The organism is Phytohabitans maris (assembly GCF_031085175.1).
Taxonomy (GTDB): Bacteria; Actinomycetota; Actinomycetes; order Mycobacteriales; family Micromonosporaceae; genus Phytohabitans; species Phytohabitans maris.
On record NZ_JAVHUY010000016.1, the window covers coordinates 88302 to 110801 of the forward strand.

General features: G+C 72.1%; 17 protein-coding genes and 1 pseudogene. 14 read left to right on the top strand and 4 right to left on the bottom strand.

Annotation, left to right across the window (positions count from 1 at the left end):
- Positions 1-168 precede the first annotated feature (168 nt).
- The 14 genes and pseudogenes from RB614_RS18565 (at position 169) to htpG (ending at position 16640) form a co-directional block, all read left to right on the top strand.
- A complete protein-coding gene (locus RB614_RS18565; RefSeq protein WP_308713790.1) occupies positions 169-1458 on the top strand; it encodes an ABC transporter substrate-binding protein in 1290 nt (429 codons plus the stop codon).
- A gap of 73 nt (positions 1459-1531) precedes the next feature.
- Positions 1532-2425 carry a carbohydrate ABC transporter permease gene (locus RB614_RS18570; RefSeq protein WP_308713791.1) on the top strand — a complete coding sequence of 298 codons (894 nt, stop codon included), beginning with the start codon at positions 1532-1534 and terminating at the stop codon, positions 2423-2425.
- On the top strand, positions 2422-3237 hold the full coding sequence (locus tag RB614_RS18575; RefSeq protein WP_308713792.1) for a carbohydrate ABC transporter permease: 816 nt from the start codon (positions 2422-2424) through the stop codon (positions 3235-3237). Before RB614_RS18570 ends, RB614_RS18575 begins: the two co-directional genes overlap by 4 nt.
- 9 nt (positions 3238-3246) lie before the next feature.
- Positions 3247-4383, top strand: coding sequence for an ABC transporter ATP-binding protein (locus RB614_RS18580; protein ID WP_428983042.1), 1137 nt, complete (start codon positions 3247-3249; stop codon positions 4381-4383).
- 23 nt (positions 4384-4406) lie between these two features.
- A pseudogene (gene dxs / locus RB614_RS18585) lies at positions 4407-6369 on the top strand (1-deoxy-D-xylulose-5-phosphate synthase); the annotation flags it as partial.
- Positions 6370-6493: 124 nt separating this feature from the next.
- The gene (locus RB614_RS18590) at positions 6494-7825 is read left to right on the top strand and encodes a hypothetical protein (RefSeq protein WP_308713795.1); all 1332 of its coding nucleotides are present in this window, start codon (positions 6494-6496) and stop codon (positions 7823-7825) included.
- Positions 7826-8231: 406 nt separating this feature from the next.
- Positions 8232-9530, top strand: coding sequence for a PQQ-binding-like beta-propeller repeat protein (locus RB614_RS18595; protein ID WP_308713796.1), 1299 nt, complete (start codon positions 8232-8234; stop codon positions 9528-9530).
- A gap of 40 nt (positions 9531-9570) precedes the next feature.
- Positions 9571-10830: an outer membrane protein assembly factor BamB family protein gene (locus tag RB614_RS18600; protein WP_308713797.1), complete on the top strand. Its 1260-nt coding sequence runs from the start codon at positions 9571-9573 to the stop codon at positions 10828-10830.
- A gap of 2 nt (positions 10831-10832) precedes the next feature.
- On the top strand, positions 10833-12161 hold the full coding sequence (locus RB614_RS18605; RefSeq protein WP_308713798.1) for an outer membrane protein assembly factor BamB family protein: 1329 nt from the start codon (positions 10833-10835) through the stop codon (positions 12159-12161).
- 65 nt (positions 12162-12226) lie between these two features.
- Positions 12227-12886 (top strand): response regulator transcription factor, encoded by a 660-nt coding sequence (locus tag RB614_RS18610; RefSeq protein WP_308713799.1) that lies wholly within the window; start codon positions 12227-12229, stop codon positions 12884-12886.
- Positions 12883-14088: a sensor histidine kinase gene (locus tag RB614_RS18615; RefSeq protein WP_308713800.1), complete on the top strand. Its 1206-nt coding sequence runs from the start codon at positions 12883-12885 to the stop codon at positions 14086-14088. The genes RB614_RS18610 and RB614_RS18615 overlap by 4 nt, the downstream gene beginning before the upstream one ends.
- 63 nt (positions 14089-14151) lie before the next feature.
- Positions 14152-14442 (top strand): type II toxin-antitoxin system Phd/YefM family antitoxin, encoded by a 291-nt coding sequence (locus RB614_RS18620; protein ID WP_308713801.1) that lies wholly within the window; start codon positions 14152-14154, stop codon positions 14440-14442.
- A 95-nt stretch (positions 14443-14537) separates the two neighbouring features.
- Positions 14538-14732 (top strand): type II toxin-antitoxin system RelE family toxin, encoded by a 195-nt coding sequence (locus RB614_RS18625; RefSeq protein WP_308713802.1) that lies wholly within the window; start codon positions 14538-14540, stop codon positions 14730-14732.
- Positions 14733-14792: 60 nt separating this feature from the next.
- The gene (htpG, locus tag RB614_RS18630) at positions 14793-16640 is read left to right on the top strand and encodes a molecular chaperone HtpG (RefSeq protein ID WP_308713803.1); all 1848 of its coding nucleotides are present in this window, start codon (positions 14793-14795) and stop codon (positions 16638-16640) included.
- Between the two features lie 82 nt (positions 16641-16722).
- On the opposite strand, the gene RB614_RS18635 is transcribed toward htpG, so the two are convergent.
- The 4 genes from RB614_RS18635 to RB614_RS18650 are packed head-to-tail and all read right to left on the bottom strand — an operon-like array spanning position 16723 to position 22428.
- Entirely contained in the window at positions 16723-18336 is a 1614-nt protein-coding gene (locus RB614_RS18635) for a cation:proton antiporter (RefSeq protein WP_308713804.1), read from the bottom strand.
- On the bottom strand, positions 18333-19115 hold the full coding sequence (locus tag RB614_RS18640) for an ABC transporter substrate-binding protein (protein ID WP_308713805.1): 783 nt from the start codon (positions 19113-19115) through the stop codon (positions 18333-18335). The genes RB614_RS18635 and RB614_RS18640 overlap by 4 nt, the downstream gene beginning before the upstream one ends.
- A gap of 50 nt (positions 19116-19165) precedes the next feature.
- Positions 19166-21241: a 3-hydroxyacyl-CoA dehydrogenase NAD-binding domain-containing protein gene (locus RB614_RS18645; RefSeq protein WP_308713806.1), complete on the bottom strand. Its 2076-nt coding sequence runs from the start codon at positions 21239-21241 to the stop codon at positions 19166-19168.
- The gene (locus RB614_RS18650) at positions 21238-22428 is read right to left on the bottom strand and encodes a thiolase family protein (protein ID WP_308713807.1); all 1191 of its coding nucleotides are present in this window, start codon (positions 22426-22428) and stop codon (positions 21238-21240) included. The genes RB614_RS18645 and RB614_RS18650 overlap by 4 nt, the downstream gene beginning before the upstream one ends.
- Positions 22429-22500: the final 72 nt, after the last annotated feature.

The following is a 22500-nucleotide window of genomic DNA, read 5'->3' on the forward strand; positions in this document are numbered from 1 at the left end:
ATCGTGGACATCGCGGTAGCCCTGGTCATCGTGGGGTTGTCGTAGAGCGCTCTCTGCCCCGTCGGGCGGCATCGTTGCGGCTCGATCACGGAATCGACTCCAGGCGTTGACAACCTTGTCTCCGGAGGGCGATCGTTCGACGGCACACGCGACCTTTGGGAGGGTGGTATGCGATACAGCAGACGGGGCATCGTCGCCCTGGGTCTAGCCGCAGCCTTGATCGCGCTCCCTGCCTGTTCGAGCAGCGCCAACGACGACGATGGCGGTTCGAGCGGCAGCGGCGACACCGAGGTCGAGGTCTTCTCGTGGTGGGCCGGTCCGGGCGAGAAAGAGGGCCTGGACGCGATGATCGCCGACTTCACGACGAAGAACTCGGGCATCAAGTTCAACAACGCGGCCGTGGCCGGTGGTGCCGGCACCAACGCCAAGACCGTGCTCGCCACCCGCCTCCAAGCCAAGAACCCGCCGGACTCGTACCAGGTGCACGCCGGGCTCGAGCTGGCCAGCGACATCGAGGCCGGGTACGTCGAGGACATCACCTACCTGTACGACCAGCAGGGGTGGAAGGAGAAGTTCCCCAAGGGGCTGGTCGACGCCATCACGGTCGACGGCAAGATCTACTCGGTGCCGGTGAACATCCACCGCTCGAACCTGCTCTGGTTCAACCCGGCCACGCTCCAGAAGGCGGGCATCAGCGCGCCGCCGAAGACGTGGGCCGAGTTTCTCACCCAGGCGGCCACGCTCAAGTCCAAGGGGATCACCGCGCTCTCCATCGGGCCCGGCTGGACGCAGGAGCACCTGCTGGAGAACGTGCTGCTGGGCGAGCTCGGCACCGACAAGTACACCGGGCTGTGGAACGGGTCGACCGACTGGAAGTCGGCCGAGGTGACCGCGGCGCTCACCACGTACACGAAGATCCTGGGCTTCTCCGACCTCAAGTCGGCGGCGGCCGACTGGCAGCCGGCGCTCGACAAGGTCGTGGACGGCACCGCCGCCTACAACGTGATGGGTGACTGGGCCGACGGCTACCTCAAGGGCGCGAAGGCGCTGAAGTTCAAGACCGGGTACGACGTGGTCGCCACCCCGGGCAGCGAGGGCGTCTACAACTTCCTCTCCGACTCGTTCACGCTGCCGGTCGGCGCACCGCACAAGGGCGCGGCGGAGAAGTGGCTCGTGGAGTGCGGCTCGACGGAGGGCCAGGACGCGTTCAACCCGCAGAAGGGCTCCGTGCCGGCGCGGACCGACGCCGACAAGAGCAAGTACACCGACTACCTGGCCGCGGCGCTCGCCGAGTGGCAAAACCCGGCGACCAAGATCGTGGGCTCGCTGGCGCACGGCGTGGTGGCCAACAACGCGTTCAAGGGTGAGATCGACACGGCGCTGCAGATCTTCGTGCAGGACGGCAACGTGGCGAAGTTCGCCGACGCGGTGGCAAAGGCATATGACGCAAACAAGTAGGTCCACATCGGAATCCGGGTCGGGCGCCGCGGTCGTCGGCCGCGGCACCCAGCCCGGTCCGAAAGCGAGCAAGGTGCGGCGGCGGCTCCGGGCCTGGGGCCCGGGGCTGCTGCTCGTCTCGCCGTCGCTGGTCCTGCTCGGCATCTTCGTGTACGGCTTCCTGGGCTGGAACATCCGGGTGTCGTTCACGAGCTGGCGCGGCCAGACCCCGGTGTACGACTGGGTGGGCACCCGCAACTACAGCGAGCTGTTCGACAACGAGCGCTTCCAGATCGACGTGCGCAACCTGGCCGTCTTCACGTTCGTCTTCATCGGCGGCTCGCTGCTGCTGGGGTTCGTCATGGCCATGCTGCTGGAGAAGGGCGTGCGGTTCGAGGCGTTCTTCCGCAGCGTCTTCCTCTTTCCGATGGCGATTTCGTTCATCGCCACCGCCATCATCTGGCGCTGGCTGCTCAACAACGGCTCGGGTGAGTCGACCGCCGGCCTCAACAAGCTCTTCGACAACATCGGCCTGGGTTTCCTCTTCAGCGACTGGCACAAGACCCCGTCGTCCTGGGCCATCGCGGCCATCGCCCTCCCCGCCGGCTGGGCCCTTTCCGGGTACGTGATGGCGCTTTTCCTCGCCGGCCTGCGCTCGGTGCCGGAGGAGCTGAGGGAGGCGGCCCGGGTCGACGGCGCGCCCGAGCGAAAGGTCTTCTGGCACGTGGTGCGCCCGATGCTGCTGCCCGTGCTGATGAGCGCGGTGGTGATTCTCGCGCACATCTCGATGAAGACGTTCGACCTCTTCTACGCGATCGACCAGGGCAACCTGCGGATCGACACACCGGCGCTGTACATGTGGTTCACCACGTTCCAGCCGGGCTTCTTCGCCCGCGGCGCGACCATCGCCACGCTCCTGCTCTTCGGCATCGCGCTGGTCATCGTGCCGTACATCTGGTGGTCGGTCAGGACGGAGCGGCGCAAGTGAAAACCCTGGTGCGCACCGGACGCTACCTGGCCCTGCTCGTGCTGGTGTGCTTCTTCCTCATGCCGGTGTACGCGCTGCTGATCACCGCGCTCAAGGATCCCGCCTCGGTCAGCGTGGTGCGGATGTGGGAGCTGCCCCAGTCGTTCTCGATGGAGAATTTCCGGATCGTCTGGCCCGACCTGCGGGAGGGCTTCGTCAACAGCGCGCTGCTGGCCGTACCGGCGAGCCTGGTCTCGGCGATGCTCGGCGCGGCCAACGGGTTCGTGCTCTCCAAGTGGCGCTTTCCCGGTGCCGACTTCGTGTTTCCGCTGATCCTGTTCGGCATGTTCATCCCGTACCAGGCGATCCTCATCCCCATGTACCGGACGATGCAGAGCGCCAACCTGGTCGGCGGGCTGGACGGGCTCATCATCGTGCACATCATCTACGGGCTGCCGATCACCACGCTCATCTTCCGCAGCTACTTCGCCGGCCTCTCCGACGAGGTCATCGAGGCGGCCAAAGTGGACGGTGCGGGCATGCTGCGCACGTTCTTCCACGTGGCGCTGCCGATCGCGCCGCCCGCGTTCGCGGTGGCGCTGATCTGGCAGTTCACCTCGGCGTGGAACGACTTCCTCTTCGGCGTCCTGCTGACCAGCCGCGAGTTCTGGCCGATCACGGTGGCGCTCAACAACATCGCGGGCGGGCAGACCGTGCCGTTCAACCAGGCGATGGCGAGCGCGCTGCTGGCGAGCGTGCCGACGCTGCTCGTGTACGTCCTGCTGGGCCGGTTCTTCATGCGCGGTCTGATGGCCGGCGCGCTGAAAGGTTAGGGATTGACGTTGTCGGGGATCAGGTTGGAAGGCGTCACCAAGAGGTACCGGGGTGGCGTCGTGGCGGTGCGGGACGTCGACCTGACCGTCGAGCCGGGCGAGTTCATGGTGCTCGTCGGCCCCTCGGGCTGCGGCAAGTCGACGCTGCTGCGCATGATCGCCGGCCTGGAGGAGGTCACCGAGGGCAGGGTCTTCATCGGCGACAAGGACGTGACCGAGGAGCTTCCGCAGCAGCGTGACGTGGCGATGGTGTTCCAGAGCTACGCGCTCTACCCGCGGATGACCGTGCGCCGCAACATGGCGTTCGGGCTGCGCATGCGGCGTACCCCGAGGGCCGACCGGGAGCGGCGGGTGCACGAGGTCGCCGGCGTGCTCGGTCTGGACCACCTGCTCGACCGCAGGCCGGGAGCGCTCTCCGGCGGGCAGCGGCAGCGGGTCGCGATGGGGCGGGCGATCGTGCGCGAGCCGCAGGCGTTCCTCATGGACGAACCACTGTCCAATCTGGACGCCAAGCTGCGGGTGAGCATGCGCTCCCAGCTCTCCCTGCTGCATCAGCGGCTCGGCACCACCACCGTGTACGTGACGCACGACCAGGTCGAGGCGATGACGCTCGGCAAGCGCGTGGCCGTGCTCCGCGACGGCGTGCTGCAGCAGTGCGACACCCCGCAGACGCTCTTCCACAAGCCGGTCAACCTGTTCGTGGCGGCGTTCATCGGATCGCCGTCGATGAACTTCGTGCGGGCCGCCGTGGAGGGCGGCGAGGTCCGGTTCGGCGAAGCCCGTATCCCGATAAAGCGGGATTTGGGCGAGCGGCCGGTGATCCTCGGCGTGCGCCCGACCGGCCTCGCGCTCGCCAACGGCAACGGCTGGCCCACCGTCGAGGTGCGCCCGGCGATCGTCGAGGACCTCGGCGACGAGCGCTTCGTGATCTTCGATCTGGACGCGCCGCGGGTGGACACCGAGGCGACCCGGGCCGCCGTGGACGCCGAGACGGCGGACGACGCGCTGCTGCTGCCAGAAGACCGGGCCAGATTCACGGTACGCCTCTCGGCTGACCAGCCAGTCAGTGTCGGTGAGCCTCTGACCTTGGCAATCAACCCCGAGCGGCTGTACTTCTTCGACCCGGACTCGGGGGCGGCGCTGTGAGAGTGCCGATAGAATCGGCCGGCATGAGCGCTGAAGCCGGTTTGCTGAGCACGGTCCGTGGCCCCCAGGACGTCAAGCGCATGACGCCGGAGGAGCTGGCGATCCTCGCCGCCGAGATCCGCGACTTCCTGGTGGCCAAGGTGTCCCGGACCGGCGGCCACCTGGGGCCCAACCTGGGCGTGGTCGAGCTCACGCTGGCGATGCACCGGGTCTTCGACTCGCCGCTGGACCGGTTCCTCTTCGACACCGGCCACCAGGCGTACGTGCACAAGATGCTCACCGGCCGGCAGGCCGGCTTCGACCAGCTCCGCCAGCGCGGCGGTCTCTCCGGCTACCCCAACCAGGCGGAGAGCGATCACGACGTCATCGAAAACTCGCACGCCTCCACCGCCCTGTCGTACGCGGACGGCCTCGCCAAGGCGTACGCCCTGCGGGGTGAGAGCCGGCAGGTGGTCGCGGTGGTCGGCGACGGCGCGCTCACCGGCGGCATGTGTTGGGAGGCGCTCAACAACATCGCCGCCGCGAAGAACCCGCTCGTCATCGTGGTCAACGACAACGGCCGCTCGTACGCGCCGACGATCGGCGGGCTCGCCGAGCACCTCTCCAGCCTGCGGCTCAACCCCGGGTACGAGCGGGTGCTCGACACGATCAAGGACACGCTCGGTGCGACGCCGCTCGTGGGGCGGCCGGTGTACGAAGTGCTGCATGCCGTCAAAACGGGCATCAAGGACGCCGTGGCGCCGCAGGCGATGTTCGAAGACCTCGGGATCAAGTACGTCGGCCCGATCGACGGCCACGACCTGGCGGCGGTCGAGTCGGCGCTGCGCCGGGCCAAGGGCTTCGGCGAGCCGGTGATCGTGCACGCGGTGACCCGCAAGGGATACGGCTACCGCCCGGCCGAAGAGGACGAGGCCGACTGCCTGCACGGGCCGAGCAGCGCGTTCGACGTGGAGACCGGCAAGCTGCTCGCCGCCCCGTCGCTGAAGTGGACCAACGTCTTCGCCGACGAGCTCGTCGCGATCGCCGACGAGCGGCCGGACGTGGTCGGGATCACCGCCGCGATGGGCGAGCCCACCGGCATCGCCACGCTCGGCCGCAAGCACCCCTCCCGGGTGTACGACGTCGGGATCGCCGAGCAGCACGCCGTCACCTCCGCGGCCGGCCTGGCGCTGGGTGGGCTGCACCCGGTCGTGGCGGTGTACGCGACGTTCCTCAACCGCGCCTTCGACCAGGTGCTGCTCGACGTGGCGATGCACAAGCTGCCGGTGACGTTCGTGCTGGACCGGGCCGGCATCACCGGGCCGGACGGGCCGAGCCACTACGGCATCTGGGACATGTCGGTCCTCGGCGTCGTGCCCGGCCTGCGCATCGCGGCGCCGCGCGACGCCACCACGCTCCGCGAGGAGCTGCGCGAGGCCGTCGCCGTCGACGACGGCCCGACCGTCCTGCGCTTCCCGACCGGCGCGGTCGCGCCCGACCTGCCCGCGGTCCGCCGCGTGGGCGGCGTCGACGTGCTGGTCGAGTCGCCCACCCGCGACGTGCTGCTGGTCGCCGTCGGCGCGTTCGGCCAGCTCGGCGTCGAAGTGGCCGGGCGGGTGGCCGAGCAGGGCTACGGCGTGACGGTCGTCGACCCGCGCTGGGTGCGCCCGGTGGCGCCCGAGATCGTGGCGCTCGCCCGCGACCACCGCCTCGTGGTGACCGTCGAAGACGGCGTACGCGCGGGCGGCGTCGGCGACGCGGTGGCCAAGGCGCTGCGCGACGCCGACGTCGACGTGCCGGTGCGCGACCTCGGCGTACCGGTCGCCTGGCACGCCCACGGCAGCCGCGGCCAGATCCTGGCCGACCTCGGCCTCACCGCCCAGGACGTGGCCCGCGAGGTCACCGGCTGGCTCACCCGCCTCGAAGCCCCGACCCCGTCCTTCGACGACACGAGCGTCCTCCGCCGGGAGTCCGCCAAGTAGCGTCCGAACGCCTTTTGAGGAGCCAAGGAGCGCGCAGCGTACGTGCGCTGTGACAGCGGGATGTTGGCACGTCCTGATCGTGTCCCGTAACCCCGAGCCGATCGACGGCCGGTAACGTCCTTGGCTGGCATACAGCGAGGGGAGGCGCGGTGGCGTACGAGCGGTCGGTCAACGGCGGCCGGGCGACCCTGGACGCGGCGTTGCAGCGGGCCGTCAAGCGGGCCTCGGTGATGCGGCAGGGCTTCTACGTGGTCGTCCTGCTGGTCGCGCTCGCCGGCCAGGTCTCCGGGGCCGTTGAGGCGTTGGGGATCCCGCTGGCCGCGGCGATACCGGCCGTGGGCGCGCTGGAGCTGGGCGGCATCGTGGTGCTCGCCAACGCCGACGTGCGCCGCCGGCTCGGTGAGCGGGCGATCGGGTCGCGGCTGCTCTCCGCGGCGATCGCGGTGGGGGCCGTCGCGTTCAACTGGCTGGCCCACGACGACCACCTCCTCGGCGGCTTCTTTGCCGGCATGTCCGCGCTCGGCTACCTGGTGTGGCTCACGCACACCGAAAACCAGCGCCGCGACCGGCTGCGGGCCACCGGTGACCTGCCGCCCACCACCCCGGCGTACGAGGTCTTCGGCCACTGGCTGCGCCACCCGCTGCTGACCCTGCGCGCCAAGTCGCTGGCGAAGGCCGATCCCGCCCTGGGCCTGTACACCTCGATGGCGGCCGCCCGCGCGGAGACCCGCCGCGACCGGCGGCAGCGGGCCATCGCGAAGGTGCTGCACCGGAAGATCCGTTTCGCGGTCGACCCGAAGACGGCCGACATCGCGCTGGCCGTCTACGACCTGGACGAGATTGCCGCCCGCCTCGCCCGCCGCGCCGACTACGACGGACTCACCGACCTGATCGCCGCCGACCTGGCCCCCGCGCGGCTGGCCGGCCTGGCACCGGGCGACGAGCCACTCGTCCCGCGCCCCGCGGAGCCCGAGGCCGCATCCGAGCCCGAGCCCCAACCCGAGCGGATCGAGGTCACCGAGGTCGTGCCGGTGCGACCGGCCGTGGTGCCGTCGGCGGCGCTGACCGAGCCGAGCGAGGAGTTCCGGGTCATCGAGGCGGTCCGCCGCGAGTGGGAGGAGCTGCAGCGCCCCAGCCGCACCACCACCCGGGCCGCCGACGGCGACTCACCCCGCCGCCGCTCCCGGGCCACCGCCCGGGTACCGGTGCAGGAGCAGCCCGCCCCGCCACCCGCGCCGGCCGATCCCGAGCCGGAGCCGGTGGGCGCCGCCGGGCGCCGCGAACGTTCGCTGCGCAGCCGGGTCCACGCCGCGCTCGACACGCACGCCCCCGCCGACGGCGCCGGCGACAGCAACCAGCTCGTCGACCTGGTCGCCGACGTGCTCAAGCTCGACGACGTGGAGCGCATGTCCGCGTTCACCTACGTCCAGACCTGGCAGCGCGACGCCGCCCGCGTCCCCCAGCAGGCCGGCCGCCCCTGACCCAAAGCTTTCCTTGCCCCGGTCCGCCTCTCGCCGACTTCCCCGCCCTCCGCTGCCAGGCCCGCGCGGGTTCGGTCGCGCGTCGCCGCCGGTCCTCGCCCTGTCGCCGGACCGCGCGTTGCCGCCGGACCCGGACGTGCGTGCGCGAAGCTCTGGAGCTGCCCGCACAGACGGGGCACCGCTCGAGAGGGGCCGACCGCTTAAGTCGATCATGGAGCCAGGTCCGTCCCGGACCGCCCTCTGCGAGCAGGCGCGCGGTGATCGTGGTATTCCGGTGCCCCTGTGGGGGCACCTAGGTACCACGATCTCGGCGATCCGCCCTTGACCGCCGTCGGGCCGGGCGGTCGGGTGCTACGGGTGAGGGCGGCGGACGGGGGTACGTGCGGGGCGTGGCAGGCTTGTCGGCATGGTGATCGATCTCGGGCTGGATCGGGAGCCGCCGGCCGCGCGGTTGCGGGACTGGGGGCGGCGGCCCGGGCACTGGCGTCCGGTCGCGCTCGCCCTGGTCGCGGTGCTGCTGCTCGCCGTGACCGGCTCCGGGCCGGCGCCGGCGCCGAGCCTCACGCTCACCGCGAGCTTCGGGCTCGACCGGCGCACCGACTTCGTGGTGATCGGCGACCGGCTGTACGTGTCGGTGCCCAGCGCCGGGCCGTCCACCGACCAGCGCTGGCTGCTCTCCGCGTACGAGCTGCCCGGCGGGCGTCCACTGTGGACCGCGCCGTACGAGTCGAGTGTCGAGCAGTTCGTCGACGTGCAGCCGGCGGCCGGCCTGGTCCTGGTCACCGGGCTGGTCGGCGGCGAGGGGATCGCCACGCCCACCACCGCGGTCGAGGCGGCCACCGGCCGGGTGCTCTGGACGCTGCCGACCCGGGTGGCCGTGTCCGACGACGGGCGCACCGGCGTGATCGGCGGCCTGCTGCGCCCCGGCGAGCCGGCCGGGGCGAGCGTGCGGGCGGTGGACCTGACCACCGGGCGCGACCTGTGGAAGGCGACCTTCGCCGCGCCGACGAGCGTCCGTCCGGTACCCGATGGTCGGGCCGTGACCGTGACCAACGGTGATGATGGCGGCCATGCCGAGGTGCGCGACGTCCGCACCGGCGCGGTGCTGGCCTCCCGGACGGTGCTGCCGACCGGCGCGGGCGCCACCCTCTCGGTGACCGTCGGTGACACGCTGCTGCTGGGTTACCAGGACACGGCGGGCGACCGCGGGGTCGCCGCGTACGCCACCGACACGCTGGAGCTGCGCTGGCGGCGGGTGATCACCGAAGACGACGTACGCCGGTTCAGCCCGTGCGGCCCGCTGGTCTGCACCCCCAGCGCGTTCGGCGTGGAGGCGATCGACCCGGACACCGGCAAGCTGGTGTGGCACACGGACGAGGCGGACGCGGTCTTCGACGTGGGCGGGGTGCTCGTGGCCGACGCCCAGCCGGCCGGCCTCGCGGCGGTCGATCCGGCCACCGGCCGTACCCTCTTCGACCTCGGCGGGCTGGAGACGGTGCTGAGCCCGCGCACCGAGCACGGGCTGGTCTCGGTCGGCCGCACGATCGGCGACGACCGGAGCTGGCTGTCGATCGCCCGGCCGCACACGGCGGCGCCGCGGCCGCTGGGTGTGGTGCCATATCGGGTATGGGACTGCGTGGCGGGCGAGCGGAGCGTCGTGTGCCGCGCGCCGGACGACAAGCTGAGCATCTGGACGTACCGCTGAGCCGCTGGAACCATCCGGCGGGCCCGGGGATCGGCCTCGTATGGTGATCGACCTGGGCGTGCCGCGGGACGAGATCGAGCTGGCCCCGCGCCCCCTGCTGCCGCGGCAGCGACGGGTGGTCGCGCTGGCGCTCGCGTTCGTCGCGCTGATGGGTGTGGCCGGCGGTGCCGCGCCGGTGCGGCCGGAGCTGGTCTCCGTCACCATCCGGGCCACCGCCGCCGACGAGATCGTGGTCGGCGACGACGCGCTCTACCTGATGCGCCCGGGCCGGGGCGTGGTCCGCGCCGGGCTGCGGACGATCACCAGCTACGCGCTGCCGGAGGCGACCGGGCCGGTGTGGGAGGCCGCGCTCTACACCGACGGACCGGTGCGCGGGGCGTCCCTTGTGGACGGCATGCTGCTGGCCCTCGCGGAGGGCCCGGAGATCCAGACGATCGCCATCCGGCCCGGCACCGGGCGGGAGGTGTGGCGCCGCAGCGGCTGGTACAACCGCACCGCCCCCGGCCACGGGCTGCTCCAGGACTTCTCGCTCAGCGACCTGCAGCGCCTCTTCAACGTCGACCTGGCGACCGGGGACGTGCGCTGGTCGAAGGCGTACCCTTCGGAGCACTCGGTGGTCATCGACGAGGACCGCTTCGTGCGCTGGACCCCGGCCGGCGTGGTAGAGCTGTACGACGCGGACAGCGGCGCGCCGCTCGCCACCGCCCGGCTGCCCGTCGACCCGCAGCAGCCCCCGGTGCTGATGGGCGACCTGCTGCTGGTCCACGAGCAGGCGGACGGGCGGCCGGTGCTCGCCGCGTACGGGACGGACCGCCTCGACCGCCGCTGGCAGGCCGACGTCGACCCGCGCAGCGAGTACGTCAGCGGCGAGTGCGGGGACGCGCTCTGCGTGGGCGTCGGCGACTTCGGCGGCCTCCGCCTCGTCGACCTCGCCACCGGCCGCACCCGCTGGTCCGCGCCGGGTCTGGGGTACGCCTACCCCGTGGGCCGCTACCTGCTCGGGTACGGCCCAGGGCAGCTGAACAACTCACAGATGGTCCTGCTCGACCCCGCCGACGGGCACCTCGTGGCCGACTTCGGGCAGTGGGACCTCTCGTTCCCGTCGAAGGACTGGCGCATGCTCGGCGTCCGGGAGAACGGCCCCCGCGCCCTCGTCGCCCGCCTCGACGCGGCCGCGGCGGACGTGGACGTGCTCGGCCTGCTCGCCGACGTCTCCCTGTGCCGGCCCACCCCGCTCGCGGTGGTCTGCCGCCGCGCGGGCGGATCTGTCGGAGTCTGGTACCCCAGGCGCAGACTGTAGCCGTGGCCGTCGGCGGCGTCATCGACCTCGGGGAGGTGCGGCCCGGGCCGGAGCGGGCCGTGCCCCGGCCGGTGCGCACTCCGGTGCGGTGGCGGTTCACCTGGGCGCTCGCCGGGCTGGCCGTGGTCGCCACCACGCTGGGCCCGGCACTGCCCGAGGCGGCGCCGCTGACCGAGGCCACGATCCCGGCGCGGCTGGGCGACACGGCGTTCGCGGTGGGCGAGCAGTTCTACGTGGTCACCTCCGGCCGCACGGAGCTGGCCGGGGCGCGCACCATCAGCGCGTACACGCTGCCCGGCGCGACCCGGCTGTGGCAGGCGCCGCTGCCGCTCACCGGCGCGCTGCGCGGGGTCGGCGCCGTGGCCGGGCAGATGCTCCTGAGCACCCAGCCGGAGCTGCTGGAGCAGGTCGAGAGCGTCTCGATCCGGGAGGCCAGCGGCCAGGTCATGTGGCGGCGGCGGGCGCTGTTCGAGGGCGTGACGCCGGGCGGCCAGGTGCTGCTCTGGACCTCGCCGGACGGTACGCCCAGCGCCAGCACCGGCCGGGAGACGCTGGAGGCCGTCGACCCGGTTACCGGCGCCGTCCGGTGGGCCTACCGGGTGCCGGCCGGGGCGTGGCTCTCCTACCGGTACGCGGACCGGTCGCCGACCCACGTCGTCACGCTGCTGCCCTCGGGCACGGTCGAGGTGCGCGAGGTCGAGCAGGCGCGGGTGCTGGCCGCAGCCGACCTCCTGCCGGCCCGGCCGCCGAGCACTCCGGCGAGCTACGTGCAGTTCGCCGGCGACATGGTGCTGGTCCGCGACGGCCCGACCGTCGTGGCGTACGGGGTGGACGGCCTCGATCGCCGGTGGAGCGCCGCGATCGATCTGGCGACCGAGTACGTGACCCCCGGGTGCGGCGACAAGCTCTGCGTGGTGCGGCACCTGGGCGGCGTACGGGTGCTCGACCCGGCCACCGGCCGGACGCTCTGGACCGACCGGTCCCGCGTGTTCGTCAGCCGGGCCGGCGACTACCTCGTCGGGCAGGCCCGCGGCCGCGACGGCTTCACCCAGCTCACCGCGCTCGACCCGGAGACCGGGCGGGAGCTGAACCGGCTCGGCGAGTGGACGGTCATCGCGCCGCCGACCGCCGCCGGTGAGCTGATCGCGATGCGCACCGACCTGGCCACCTCGCGGGCCTGGCTGGCCCGGATCGACCCGGCCACGGGCGGCGCCCACTTCTTCGGCGTGGTCGGCGGCGTCACCGGCGACTGCGAGGTGCGCTCCGGCGCGGTTATCTGCCGTCGCCTGGACGCGACTGTGGGTGTCTGGCGCCCCGTCCCGTTACCTTGACTCACGTCGGCTTCACACCCCTGGGTGGACGCTGACCTGGCGACAACGAACGGGAGGTGGCCACCATGCGGGTCCTGGTGGTCGAGGACGAGCGCGCCTTGGCCGACGCGATCGCCCGCGGGCTGCGGCGGCAGGGCATGGCGGTGGATCTGGCGTACGACGGCTCGACCGGGCACGAGATGGCGTTCGTGACCCGGTACGACGTGGTCGTGCTCGACCGCGACCTGCCCGGCGTGCACGGCGACCAGATCTGCGCCGACCTGGTCTCGTCCGGCGCCCTGACCCGGGTGCTGATGCTGACCGCGAGCGGCACGGTCGCCGACCGGGTCGAGGGGTTGCAGCTGGGCGCCGACGACTACCTGCCCAAGCCGTTCGCCTTCGACGAGCTGGTGGCCCGCGTGCAGGCGCTCGGCCGGCGGGCCACGCCCCCCGCGCCGCCCGTGCTCTCCGTCGCCGACCTGGTGCTCGACCCGGCCAAGCGGGTCGCCACCCGGGCCGGTACCCCGCTCGACCTGACCCGCAAGGAGTTCGGAGTGCTGGAGGAGCTGCTCAAGGCGCGCGGCGGCGTGGTCTCCAGCGAGGAGCTGCTGGAACGGGTCTGGGACGCCAACACCGACCCGTTCACGACGACGGTACGGGTCACGGTCATGACCCTGCGCAAGAAGATCGGCGACCCGCCGCTGATCGAGACGGTGGTCGGGGCCGGCTACCGGGTGGCTCCATGACCGTCTACTCGGGGCGGCCCGGCCGGCACCGGCTGCGGCCCACGCTGCGGCTGCGGCTCACGCTGCTCAACGGCGTGCTGCTGGTCGGCGCCGGCGCGATCCTGGTGCTGCTCGCCTGGCTGCTGGTCGGCGACGCGCTGCACCCGGCCGACCAGCTGCGCCCCGGCACGACCGTCGAGCTGGCCAACGGCACCCGCCTCGGCGCCCAGGAGTGGCAGGACCAGGTGGTCGACGCCGCCTCGCGGGAGCTGCTCGCCAAGGGGCTTGTCGCGTTGCTGGCGATCAGCGTGGTCGGCGTCGCCGGGGCGTACGCGGTGGCCGGCCGCGCCCTCCGCCCGCTGCACCAGGTCACGTCGACCGCACAGCGGCTCGGCGAGGAGACGCTCGACCAGCGCATCCGGTACTCGGGGGCGGACGACGAGGTGGCCGAGCTGGCCGCCACGTTCGACGCGATGCTCGACCGGCTGGGGGAGGCGTTCGAGGCGCAGAAACGGTTCGTGGCGAACGCGTCGCACGAGCTGCGTACGCCCCTGGCCGTGATGCGTACCGAGATCGATGTGACAATGGCCGACGAGGAGGCGGACGTCGCCGAGTACCGGCGGATGGCCACGGTCGTGCGGGACGCCTCGGAGCGGGCGAACGGCCTGGTGGACGCGCTGCTCGTGCTGGCCCGCAGCGAGGCCCAGTCGGGGCGCCGGCTGGCCCGCAAGGTCAACACCGACCTGGCCACCGCGGCCACCACCGCCCTCTCCGCGGTGCGCGGCGAGGCCGACCGCCTCCAGCTGACCGTGACCACGTCGCTCAAGCCGGCGCCGGTGGTCGGCGACCCGAGCCTGCTCGACCGCCTCGCCGGCAACCTGATCGAAAACGCGATCCGCTACAACCACCTGCACGGCAAGGTCTGGGCGCGGACCGGCTCGGACGCGGCGGCGGCCTGGCTGGTGGTCGGCAACACCGGCTTCGAGGTCGACCAGGCGGACGTGCCGGGACTCTTCGAGCCGTTTCGCCGGGGTGGCCGCGAGCGCACCGGGGCGCGCGGCTCGGGGCTCGGCCTGTCGATCGTGCGGGCGGTCTGCGACGCCCACGGCGGCACCGTGACGGCGGCCGCCCAGCCCGGCGGTGGCCTGGAGGTCACGGTCACCCTGCCCGCGGCCGACACCACCCCGGTCGTGGCCGCGACCGCCGCCGTACCGACGCACTGATCACCACCGGCTCGGGACCTGTACTGCACAGAATTCGCGCCACTTTCTGCTAGGCTCGGTGGCATGACAGCCATGCCCTTCACCGATGCCCGCAACCGGCTATCGGAGCTGATCGAGGAGGTCGAGCGCACCCACGAGCGCATCGAGATCACGCGCCATGGGCGCCCGGTCGCGGTCCTCATCTCCCCGGATGATCTGGCCGCGCTGGAGGAGACCCTCGACGTGCTGGCCAACCCGGACGTCATGCGCCAGCTGGCCGAGTCCAGGGCGGCCGCCGCTGCCGGTGACGTGCTGGATGCCGACGAGCTGGCCGCCCTCATGGCTCGGCGCGCGAGGCCGCCGGCCGACCAGTGAGCCACCCCTCCAGCCCGGCGCCCTATCAGCTCCGCGTCACCGGACCGGCCGCTCGCGCTATCGCCGGTCGCCTGCCGGAGAAGGTGGCCGCGGCCGTGTGCGAGTTCCTGACCACGGTGCTGGTCGACAACCCGCACAGGGTCGGTAAGCGACTCCTGCTCCCGCCGTACGAGGGGACCTGGTCGGCCCGGCGTGGCGCCTACCGGGTTCTTTACGAGATCGACGAAGAGCGGCGCGTCGTCCTGGTCACCGCGGTCGAGCACCGCGGCGACGTGTACAGGTCCCGGTGACCTGCGGACGCCCAGTATCCTTTCCCCGGCGCTTTTGATTGGCACGGGAAAGGAGTCTCGGTGGGCAGGGAAACGCTGGAGTTTCAGGCGGAGACGCGGCAGCTCCTGCATCTGATGGTCCATTCGATCTACTCGAACAAGGACATCTTCCTCCGCGAGCTGATCTCCAATGCCTCGGACGCGCTGGACAAGATGCGGCTGGAGTCCCTGACCAACAAGGAGCTCCAGGTCGACACCTCCGACCTGCACATCGAGATCGAGGTCGACAAGGAAAAGCGCACGCTGGCCATCCGCGACAACGGCATCGGGATGAGCCACGACGACGTGGTCTCGCTCATCGGCACGATCGCCAAGTCGGGCACCGCGGAAATGCTGCGAAAGCTGCGCGAGGCACCGGACAGCGGCGCGTCGGCGGAGCTGATCGGGCAGTTCGGGGTCGGTTTCTACTCGACGTTCATGGTCGCCGACAAGGTCACGCTGGTCAGCCGCCGGGCCGGCGAGAGCGCGGGCACCTTCTGGGAGTCCAGCGGCGAGGGGACGTACGAGATCGAGTCGCTCGACGAGGCGCCGCAGGGCACCTCGGTAACCCTCCACCTCAAGCCGGAAGACCCCGAGGACCAGCTCTTCGACTACACCGCGGAGTGGAAGATCCGGGAGATCGTCAAGCGGTACTCGGACTTCATCGCGTGGCCGATCCGGATGGCCGGTGAGGAGCAGCCGCTCAACTCGATGAAGGCACTCTGGGCGCGGCCCCGCGCGGAGGTCGGCGCCGAGGAGTACCACGAGTTCTACAAGCACGTCAGCCACGACTGGACCGACCCGCTCGAGACGATCCACATGAAGGGCGAGGGCACCTTCGAGTACGAGGCGCTGCTCTTCGTGCCGGCCCACGCCCCGTTCGACCTGTTCTCGCGGGACGGCAAGCGCGGCGTGCAGCTCTACGTCAAGCGGGTCTTCATCATGGACGACTGCGAGGCGCTGGTCCCGCAGTACCTGCGCTTCGTCAAGGGCGTCGTGGACGCGCACGACCTCTCGCTCAACATCTCCCGCGAGATCCTGCAGCAGGACCGCCAGATCCAGGTGGTACGCCGCCGGCTGGCCAAGAAGGTGCTCTCCACGCTCAAAGACCTCAAGGCCGCCGACGCGGAGAAGTACGGCACGTTCTGGAGCGAGTTCGGCCGGGCCCTGAAGGAAGGGCTGCTCGAAGACCCGGACAACCGGGAGCAGCTGCTCGACCTGACGCTGCTGGCCTCGACCGCCGCCGAGTCGACCTCCCTGCGCGAGTACGTCGAGCGGATGAAGGACGGCCAGAAGGACATCTACTACATGACCGGCGAGTCGCGGGCCATGGTCGAGCACTCGCCGCACCTGGAGGCGTTCCTGGCCAAGGGGTACGAGGTGCTGATCCTGACCGACCCGGTCGACGAGGTGTGGGTCGAGCAGGTCACCGAGTTCGACGGCAAGCCGTTGCAGTCGGTGGCGAAGGGCAAGGTCGACCTCGGCGAGTCCGAACCGCCCGCGGAGCAGGCGGCCGACTTCGCGGAGCTGCTGTCGTGGCTCGGCGGCACGCTGGCCGACGACGTCAAGGAGGTCCGCCTCTCGACCCGGCTGACCACCTCGGCCGCGTGCATCGTCGGCGACGAGCACGACATCACCCCGACGCTGGAGAAGATGTACCGGGCGATGGGCCAGGAACTGCCCCGGACCAAGCGGATCCTCGAGCTCAACCCCGACCACGCGCTGGTCACCGGGCTGCGCGCCGCGCACGCGGCCAAGCCGGACGACCCCACGCTGGCCGAGGCCGCCGAGCTGCTCTACGGCACGGCGCTGCTGGCGGAGGGCGGCGAGCTGCCCGACCCGGCGCGCTTCACCCGCCTGGTCGCCGACCGCCTGGCCCGCACGCTCTAGAGACCCGCCGGTGATCGAAGCTCCCCTCAAGTCGGTAGAACGACTTGACGGGAGCTTCGATCACCGGCGTGGGGCCGGGCGGCTAGGCGTCGATCGACGTGGCGGCGCGGCGGCCTAGTTCGGCGGCGAGGTCGGGGGTCGGGGCGGCGTGGAGTAGGGCGCCGTCGGTGCCGCGGTATTCCAGTACCGGCGCGGGCGGCGCCACCCCGGCCGTGTCCGACCACATCGGACCGTCCACGACCACCAGCGTGGCCAGGTGGGCCGCGGCCGCGTGGGCGATGCCGGCCGCCAGCGAGCGGTCGACCACCACCGCCCCGGCGCCGTCGACGCCGTGCGCGCTCGCCGCGGCCTCCAGGGCGCTGACCGCCGCCGTGTCGTGGGCCGGGTCCGACTCGCGGCGCAGCAGGACCGGGTGTACCACGCCGCCGTCCGGTGCGGCGATCCGCGCGGCCAGCCGGAAGACCTCCGGCGGTGGCTCCACTGTGGACACCGCGAGCACGACACGGGCGCCGAGCGGGCGGTCGGTGGCGGACGGGCGGGGCACCTGGCGCATGAAGCGGCGGCCGGCGATCGGCGACACGACGAGGCTGACCAGGATCAGCACGAGCACCGCGTTGACCACCGAGGTGCCGAAAAGGCCGATCTGGTACCCGATGGTGGTCGACGCGAGCGTGGCGGCGGCCTGCGGCGTGGTCAGCGCGAACATCACGCCGGCCCGGGACCCGGAGAAGCCGAGCAGCACGCGGGCCAGCCAGGCGGCGAGCGCCTTGCCACCCACGCAGGCCACGACGAAGAGCGCGGCCAGGCCGAGCGTGCTCGGCTGGGCGATCACCCGGGGGTCGAGGATCAGCCCGACCGAGACGAGGAAGACCGGGATGAACACGGCCGCGCCGAAGAAGTCGATCCGGTCCATCAGCCGCCCCTCGTTGGGGACGAGGCGGTTGAGCGCGAGCCCGGCGAAGAACGCGCCCACGATCCCCTCGATGCCGAAGACCTGGGCGAGTACGGCAGCGGCGAGGAAGCCTGCGATCGCGACGAGGTAGCGCACCGTGCGTTCGCCGCCGAGCCGCCGGAAGCACCACCGGGCCGCGCGGGGCAGCGTGTAGAAACAGAACCCGCCGAGTACGGCGAAGCCGGCGACCAGCCGCAGCAGCACCTCCCAGGTCGAGGCGGCGCTGCCGGCGGTACCGGCGACGACCGCCAGCACGATCAGCGCGAGCGTGTCGGTGAGCACGGTGGCGCCGACCGCCGTGGCGACCGCGGGATCGGAGCCCAGGCCGCCGCCCCGGATCAGCGGGTACACGATGAGCGTGTGCGAGGCGAGCAGCGAGCCGAGCAGGAGCGCGGCCGGCGCGCCCCAGCCGAGCGCGAAGCCGACCGCCGTGCCGGCCGCCATCGGCGCCGCGAACGTGAGCAGCCCGAACGAGATCGCCGAGCGGCGGTACGCGCGCAGCAGCGCGAGGTCGAGCTCCAGCCCGGCCACGAACATCAGGTACAGCAGGCCGAGCTGGCCCAGGTCGGGCAGGGTGTCGCTGGCCTGGCTGATCCAGCCGAAGCCGTTGGGGCCGATCGCGTACCCGCCGAGCAGCAGCCCGATGATGCCCGGCACCCGGGCCCGCTCCAGCAGCAGCGGCCCGCCGATCACCACGGCGAACAGGAGCAGGAACTCCCACGCCGGGCCGTCGGGGGCGGTCACCGGTCCCGCCCGATGACCGGTACGTCGGCCTGTGCGTCGCGTACGTCGGCGCCGAGCCAGCGCCGCGCGAGCCGGTCGATCGTGCCGTCGCTGGTGAAGGCGCGGACCGCCGAGTCGACCGCCTCGGCGTTGGCCGAGCCCTTCGGGAGGGCGACCGCGAGCGCGTCGTCCGTGGAGACCTGCACCGCGACCCGCAGCGTCCCGTCCGAGCGGTGCGCGAGGACGAGCGCGACCGGCAGGTCCAGCAGCACCGCGTCCACGGATCCGGCCGCCAGGAGGGTGAGCGCGGCCGGCTCGTCGGCGGTGAACGCGGGCGGCGTGCTGGGCCGGACGAAGCCGGTCAGGACGGCGGCGAGCGTCGTACCGCGCTTGACCGCCCATCGGGTGTCCCGGGCCGCCGCGAGGTCCGGGATCGCGCTCCGGGCCAGCCCGGCCGGCGTGGCCGCCAGGTACGGCCCGGAGAAGTCGAGCACCCGCTCGCGGTCCGGGGTCGCGGTCACCTGGGACAGGGCCAGGTCAGCCCCGCCCAGGTCGCCGGAGACGATCCGCTCGAACGGCACCCGTACCACCCGCGTCCGCAGGTGGAAGCGGCCGGCGAGCGCCTCGGCGAGGCCGTACTCGAATCCGCCCGGCTCCTCCCAGAAGCCCGGCAGCGGCAGCGTGGCCGTTGCGACGGTGAGCTCGCCGGCCACCGCCGGCCGGAACTCGCCGGCGGCGGGTGCGCCCCGCGCGCATCCGGCCAGCAGCACCACGACGAGCAGCGCCCCGATCCCGCGCATGGTGATCACACTAGGCAGGATCGGGGCGCAAGCGGCCTAAAAGCCGTGAATCACGGCAGGCTGGCCACCCCGCGAGGCAGGCTAGCCACTCCTTGGGGCAGGAACAGCCGGCCGGTCACCCGCTCGGACGTGCCGGTCCGATCCAGGTACGGCGTGATGCCGCCCAGGTGGAACGGCCAGCCGCCGCCCAGGATCAGGCAGAGGTCGATGTCTTGCGCCTCGGCGACCACGCCCTCGTCCAGCATCAGCCGGGCCTCCTGGGCGAGCGCCTCCAGGGCCCGCTGGCGTACCCGCTCCGCTGTGGACGGCTGGTCGCCGAACGCCAGCAGCCCGGCCACCTCCGGGTTGACCTCGTCGTCGACCAGGAACGGCTTGCCGGACTCGGCGACCCGGCGCAGGTTGTCGCTGACCGGGAAGCGGTCCGGGAACGCCGCGTGCAGGATGCCGCCGACGTGGTACGCGACCGCGGGGCCGACGAGCTGGAGCAGCGGCAGCGGCCGCATCGGCAGGCCGAGCGGGTCGAGCGCCTCGTTGGCCACGTCGAGCGGGGTGCCCTCGTCCACGGCCGCGAAGATCTCGCCGAGGAAGCGGGTCAGCAGCCGGTTGACCACGAACGCGGGCGCGTCCTTGACCAGCACGCAGGACTTCTTCAGCTCCTTGCCGACCGCGAACGCGGTGGCCAGCGTGGCGTCGTCGGTCCGCTCGCCCCGGATGATCTCCAGCAGCGGCATCACCGCGACCGGGTTGAAGAAGTGGAAGCCGACCACCCGCTCGGGGTGCTCCAGGTCGGCCGCCATCTCGGTGACCGACAGCGAGGAGGTGTTGGTCGCCAGCACCGCCTCCGGCTTGACGATTTTCTCCAGCTCGGCCCAGACCTGCTTCTTGACCTTGAGGTCTTCGAAGACCGCCTCGACCACGAGGTCGGCGTCGGCGAATACGCCCTTGTCGACCGAGCCGCTGATCAGGCCGTGCAGCTTGGCGGCCTTGCCGGCGTCCAGCCGCCCCTTGGCGGCCATCTTGTCGATCTCGCCGTGCACGTACGCGACGCCCTTGTCGACCCGGGCCTGGTCGAGGTCGGTCAGCACGACCGGCACCTCCAGGCGGCGGGCGAACAGCAGCGCGATCTGGCCGGCCATCAGGCCCGCGCCGACCAGGCCGACCTTGGTGACGTCGCGGGCCAGCGCCGGCGCGGGAGCCCCGGCCGGGCGCTTGGCGCGGCGCTGCACGAGGTCGAACGCGTACAGGCCGCTGCGCAGCTCGTCGGTCATCACCAGGTCGGCGAGGGCCTCGTCCTCGGCGGCGGTACCCTCCGCGAACGGCGCCTCCTTCGCCAGGCCGAGCAGCTCCAGCGCCCGGTTGGCCGACGGGACGGCGCCGTGCAGCCGGTCGTCGAGCGTCTTCTTCGCGAAGAAGAGCACGCCGTCCCACATGTCCTTGTCGACCTCGGGGCGGGTGACGGTGACCTCGCCGCGTACGACACCGGCCGCCCACTCCAGGGAGCGCTCCAGGAAGTCGGCCGGCTCCAGCAGAACGTCGGTGATGCCCAGCTCGGCGGCCTGGGCCGGCCTGAGCATCTTGTTCTGGGTGAGCGGGTTCTGGATGATCACCTGGGCCGCGGGCGCGATGCCGATCAGGTTGGGCAGCAGCTGCGTGCCACCCCAGCCGGGTACGAGCCCGAGCAGCACCTCGGGAAACGCGAGCGCGGCCGCGCCGCCGGAGAGCGTGCGGTAGTGGCAGTGCAGCGCCAGCTCGAGCCCGCCGCCCATCGCCGCGCCGTTCACGAACGCGAACGTCGGCACCGCCCTCTGCTTGAGCCGGGCGAAGACCCGGTGCCCCTCGCGGCCGATCTGCAGCGCCTGCTCGCGGTCGGTGATCGTGGGCAGGCCGGTCACGTCCGCGCCGACGCAGAAGATGTACGGCTTGCCGGTCACCGCCACGAACGCCGGCTCCGCGGCGAGCGCCGCCGTGATGGCCGCGTCGAGGCTGGCCAGCCCTTCGGGGCCGAGCGTGTTCGGCTTCTTGTGGTCGAAGCCGTTGTCCAATGTGATCAGTGCGGCCGGCTTGTCCAGGCCGGGCACGTGCACCAGGCGCAGCAACGACCTGGTGACAACCTCCTGGTACGTCACTTTGCCTCCCACAGCGGGTTCTCCCAGATGACCGTCCCACCCATGCCGATGCCGATGCACATCGCCGTCAGGCCGTACCGCACCTCGGGGTGCTCGGCGAACTGCCGCGCGAGCTGCGTCATCAGCCGTACGCCGGAGGAGGCGAGCGGGTGGCCGACCGAGATCGCGCCGCCCCAGGCGTTCACCCGCGGGTCGTCGTCGGCGATGCCGAAGTGGTCGAGGAACGCGAGCACCTGCACCGCGAACGCCTCGTTCAGCTCGAAGAGGCCGATGTCGCCGATGGAGAGCCCGGCGATCCGCAGCGCCTTCTCGGTGCTCGGGATCGGGCCGTAGCCCATCACCTCGGGCTCGACCCCGACGAAGCCGTACGACACCAGTCGCATCGCCACCGGCAGGCCCAGCTCACGGGCCACGTCTTCGGCGGCGATGATGCTCGCGGTGGCGCCGTCGTTGAGGCCGGCGGCGTTGCCCGCGGTCACCCGGCCGTGCGGGCGGAACGGGGTCTTCAGGGTCGCCAGCTTCGCGAGGCTCGTCTCGCGCGGTGCCTCGTCGGCGGTCGCCAGGCCCCAGCCGGCCTCCGGGTCGCGCACGGCCACCGGTACCAGGTCCTGCTGGATCCTGCCGTCCGCGTACGCCTTGGCGGTCTTCTCCTGCGAGGCCAGGCCGAACGCGTCCGCGCGCTCCTTCGTCACCCGCGGCAGCCGGTCGTGCAGGTTTTCCGCGGTCGCGCCCATGACCAGCGCGGACGGGTCGACCAGCTTTTCGGCGAGGATGCGCGGGTTGGGGTCGACGCCCTCGCCCATCGGGTGGCGCCCCATGTGCTCGACGCCGCCGGCGATCGCCACGTCGTAGGCGCCCATGGCGATCCCGCCGGCCACCGTGGTGACCGCGGTCATCGCGCCGGCGCACATCCGGTCGATCGCGTACCCGGGTACGGTCTTCGGCAGCCCGGACAGCAGCGCGGCGGTGCGGCCGATGGTGAGGCCCTGGTCACCGATCTGGGTGGTGGCGGCGATGGCCACCTCCTCCACCCGCTCCGGCGGAAGCTGCGGGTTGCGGCGCAGCAGTTCGCGGATGCAGCGGATCACCAGGTCGTCGGCGCGGGTGTTGGCGTACATGCCGCCCGCCTTGCCGAAGGGTGTGCGGACGCCATCGACAAAGACGACATCCCGGACTTGACGGGGCACAGCAGGGCCTCCTCGTGGGCGTGCGGACCTCCTAGCCCAGGATGCTACCCGCCGGTAACTATGGCCGGGGCT

Bases quoted from the DNA above. Each gene is read 5' to 3' on its own strand.
- RB614_RS18565 (WP_308713790.1), top strand. From the start codon at position 169: ATGCGATACAGCAGACGGGGCATCGTCGCCCTGGGTCTAGCCGCAGCC.
- RB614_RS18595 (WP_308713796.1), top strand. From the start codon at position 8,232: ATGGTGATCGATCTCGGGCTGGATCGGGAGCCGCCGGCCGCGCGGTTG.
- RB614_RS18600 (WP_308713797.1), top strand. From the start codon at position 9,571: ATGGTGATCGACCTGGGCGTGCCGCGGGACGAGATCGAGCTGGCCCCG.
- RB614_RS18610 (WP_308713799.1), top strand. From the start codon at position 12,227: ATGCGGGTCCTGGTGGTCGAGGACGAGCGCGCCTTGGCCGACGCGATC.
- RB614_RS18615 (WP_308713800.1), top strand. From the start codon at position 12,883: ATGACCGTCTACTCGGGGCGGCCCGGCCGGCACCGGCTGCGGCCCACG.
- RB614_RS18620 (WP_308713801.1), top strand. From the start codon at position 14,152: ATGACAGCCATGCCCTTCACCGATGCCCGCAACCGGCTATCGGAGCTG.
- RB614_RS18640 (WP_308713805.1), bottom strand. From the start codon at position 19,115: ATGCGCGGGATCGGGGCGCTGCTCGTCGTGGTGCTGCTGGCCGGATGC.